A 3,202-nucleotide genomic window follows, 5' to 3' on the forward strand; every position below is an offset into this window, starting at 1 on the left:
CCATCTCTATGGGCACAGCGGCGCGGTGGCAGCCGAATCGGCCGCTCTGGCGGCATCGACACCGGCACCGGCTGCGCGGCGCCGCGTCGGGCTGATCGACGGCGGGGTCGACCGCCGCCATCCTGCCTTCGAGCAGGCGCGCCTGCATACCTCGGGCTGCGACGGTCGCGAGGTGCCCAGCCGGCACGGCACCGCCGTGGCCTCGCTGCTGGTGGGCCGCGACGGCGCGTTCAGCGGCCTGCAGCCCAGCGCCGAACTCTTCGCCGCGGATGTCTATTGCGACGCGCCCGACGGGGGCGCAGCCGAGAACGTGGCGCAAGCTCTGGCGTGGATGGTGCGAGAGCGCGTGGCGGTCATCAACGTGAGCCTGGTCGGCCCGCCCAACGCGCTGCTGGACAGGGCCACCCAGGCCGTCACCCGGCGCGGCCACCTGATCGTGGCGGCGGTCGGCAACGACGGGCCGGCCGCGCCGCGGCTGTATCCCGCGTCCTATGCCGGCGTGGTGGGCGTGAGTGGCGTGACGACCCGTCGCAGCGTACTGCCCGAGGCGGCCCAGGGTCCCCAGGTGTGCCTCGTGGCACCCGGCGCCGACGTGGCGGTGGCAAGGGCAGGGGGCGGGTATGCGTCCGCACGCGGTACCTCCTTCGCCGCGCCGATCGTCGCCGGCCTGCTCGCGGAAGCCTTGCAGGAGCCCGATCCGAAGACCGCCGCCGCAGCGCTGTTGCTGCTGGAGCGCAGCGCGACCGACCTGGGCGCTGCCGGCCGTGACGACGTGTTCGGCTTCGGGCTGGTGGGCGAGGGCGCCAGGACGGCGCCTGAGCGGGTGTCCGCGCGGCGTTGGTGAAGCACGGCGACCCCGCGGCCAACTGTTACATCTTGGCAGGGAAGGATTCGCCGATGCGGCTCGTTGTACATGGCAAGAGGGTCGGGAAGGCCGCCCCTCCGCCACTGTCCAAGGAGATCCTTCTCATGACCACGCAACATTCCTTGTCGCTGTCCACTCTCTCGATCGCCGTGCTCGCCACGTTCGTGCTGGCGTCGACCGCCCACGCCGGCCTGCTGGGCAGCGGTTCAGCCGGCCTCGGCGGCAGCGCAGGCATGCGCAGCGCCGACGTGCAGGGTCWGGCGCGCGTCAAYGTCCAGCGCGACGAAGCGGCCGGCCGCAAGGTGCGCGAGACGGCCGGCGCCGTGAGCGGCCAGATGAACCAGGCCAAGGAGGCGGCGGTCGACGTGTCGGCCGATGCACAGCAGAAGGCGAACGCCACGGCGCAGGCCGGTCGCGGCCAGGTCGTCGAGAAGGCGGCCGCCGCCAGGACCACGGCGGGCACTGCGGTTCGCAAGGTCACCTCAACCCCGGTGCACGCGCAGGCCGAGGGCCAGACTGCCGTCGGCGACAACGCCTCGGTTGCAGGATCGGCCGAGGTCACGCGTCCCGACCGCTCGGTGAACGCTTCGGCCTCGGGCGGCACCAGCGCCCATGTGGGCCGCTGATCCGAGGATGCCTCCACGACTGCCTCCCGCATTGACATGACCCGTCTCCAGCGCCTGCCCGCCAGTTCCCTCGCTTGCTGCCTGGCTTTGCTTGCCTGCCGTCCTGCTCTTGCCGACGAGTCCGGCGACACGCAAGCTGCCAATGCCGGCATGCGCTACGTCGAGGCCAACGTGCAGCGGGATGCCCGCCACAACACGGCGGCGCTTGGTGTGCTGTCGCTCCCGGTCGGCGAACGGGGCTGGGTCCAGTTCGGGAGCGGGCAGACACGCCTCGACGTGGCCGGCGCCGCCCGCCGCGTGAGCGTGTTCAGCGCGGCCACCGGCTTCATCGGTGACGGTTGGAATGCCTCGCTGGCCGCGAACCGCCGGAACGGCGGCGATGCATGGCGCCAGACCRACTGGGACGCCTCGGTCACGTGGCTGGGCGAGCGCGTCGGCGTGGGGGTGGACGGGCACCACCGCGATGCGCACGGCCAGGGCACCACGGGTACGTCGCTCGTACCGGGCGACGTCACCGTCGAGCAACAACAGCTCAAGGGGCCTGGCTTCGGTCTCCACGGCCATGTGCACGTCACGCCGGCGTGGCGGATCTATGCGTCTGGCATGCGCTACGGCTACAAGCTCTCGACGCAGCAGGGTGGCGGCAGCGGGGGGACTGGCCTTCTCGCCGGCGTGCTGCAGCCCACCAGCGCCTCAGTGGTATCGCGCGATGAAGCAGCGCTGAGCCGCAGCTTCAAGCTCGGCAGCCGACACCAGATCGGCACGGCCTCCGTGTCCGCCGAGGTGTTGGTCGACAAGGTCCAGGACGAGCCGGGAACGGTGCGAACGCTGCAATTCACGGCGGCAGTCGAACCCACACCGAGGTGGACGGTCATGCCCACTCTCGGGCAGACGCATGGCAAGACCCATGGCGGTGTTCTCTTCGGCGGGATCGGAGTGACGCACGCCTGGTGACAGCTTCTCGAACTGTGTGCCGGAGGTAAACCTCATCCGGGCGAGGCTTGCCTAACCTATTGATTTAAAAGAGATTGCTAAAAAATGTCGAGCAAGTACCCCTCCGATCGAAGGGAGCTAACCCTCAGCATTGGGTGGCCACATGCGGTGGAAAACGTCGGTATGCAACCACGAGCGGCAATCCTCGCCACCAAAAAGCCACCGTGCGGGAGAGTTCAGCCGCTGGTAGCCGGGGCTCGTTTGCGGTCACCACTGGATAAGGAGTACTGCTCGCAAGTCCGCTCGATTGTGAAACTATGGTCGCGGCGCTTCACCTCGCGGCCCCAGCACCCGGTACGGCTTCGGAAACCACGCCCAGTGGTCATCCAGCCACACCAGCCCGTCATAGGAGGTGCCGGCATCGCGACCGGGCTCGATCACTTTCCACGCCGCCCACACGCGCTGCGGCTGCAGCAGCCCGGCGATGCTGCGGTAGCCGCCGGGAAAGTGCCAGGACAGGTCGTTCTCGTCCGCCAGCATGCCGGCGGGTGCCAGGCGCGGCACGATGCGGCTGTCGCGTGAGGCACGGCCCAGGCGCGGCAGCTGCGCCCACACCGCCGCGTAGCCCTCGCGTGCGGCCTGCACCGACGAAGGCACGAAGGCCTTGCCGTAGTCCTCGTCGCGCGGCCGCAGCGAGGCGAGCACGCTGCCCTGGGGGTCATGCAGCAGCGCCTGCAGCAGCGGCCGCAGCTGGTCAGATATCAACTCGATCGAGGCC

4 protein-coding genes are annotated in these 3,202 nt (G+C 70.0%); 3 read left to right on the forward strand and 1 reads right to left on the reverse strand.

The features are described from left to right. From AC1D12_RS29035 to AC1D12_RS29045, 3 genes are all read left to right on the forward strand, one after another. The coding region (locus AC1D12_RS29035; protein WP_477844611.1) for a S8 family serine peptidase at window positions 1-844 on the forward strand (844 nt) is incomplete at its 5' end. A gap of 125 nt (window positions 845-969) precedes the next feature. Continuing rightward, window positions 970-1,491 (forward strand): hypothetical protein, encoded by a 522-nt coding sequence (locus AC1D12_RS29040; RefSeq protein ID WP_477844613.1) that lies wholly within the window; start codon window positions 970-972, stop codon window positions 1,489-1,491. A gap of 36 nt (window positions 1,492-1,527) precedes the next feature. Beyond that, a complete protein-coding gene (locus AC1D12_RS29045; RefSeq protein WP_477844615.1) occupies window positions 1,528-2,445 on the forward strand; it encodes a hypothetical protein in 918 nt (305 codons plus the stop codon). Window positions 2,446-2,739: 294 nt separating this feature from the next. Here AC1D12_RS29045 and AC1D12_RS29050 read toward each other — a convergent pair. Beyond that, a partial coding sequence (locus AC1D12_RS29050) for a hypothetical protein (RefSeq protein WP_477844617.1) occupies window positions 2,740-3,202 on the reverse strand: 463 nt, incomplete at its 5' end.

This window comes from Rhizobacter sp. P1_G5, from assembly GCF_056405435.1.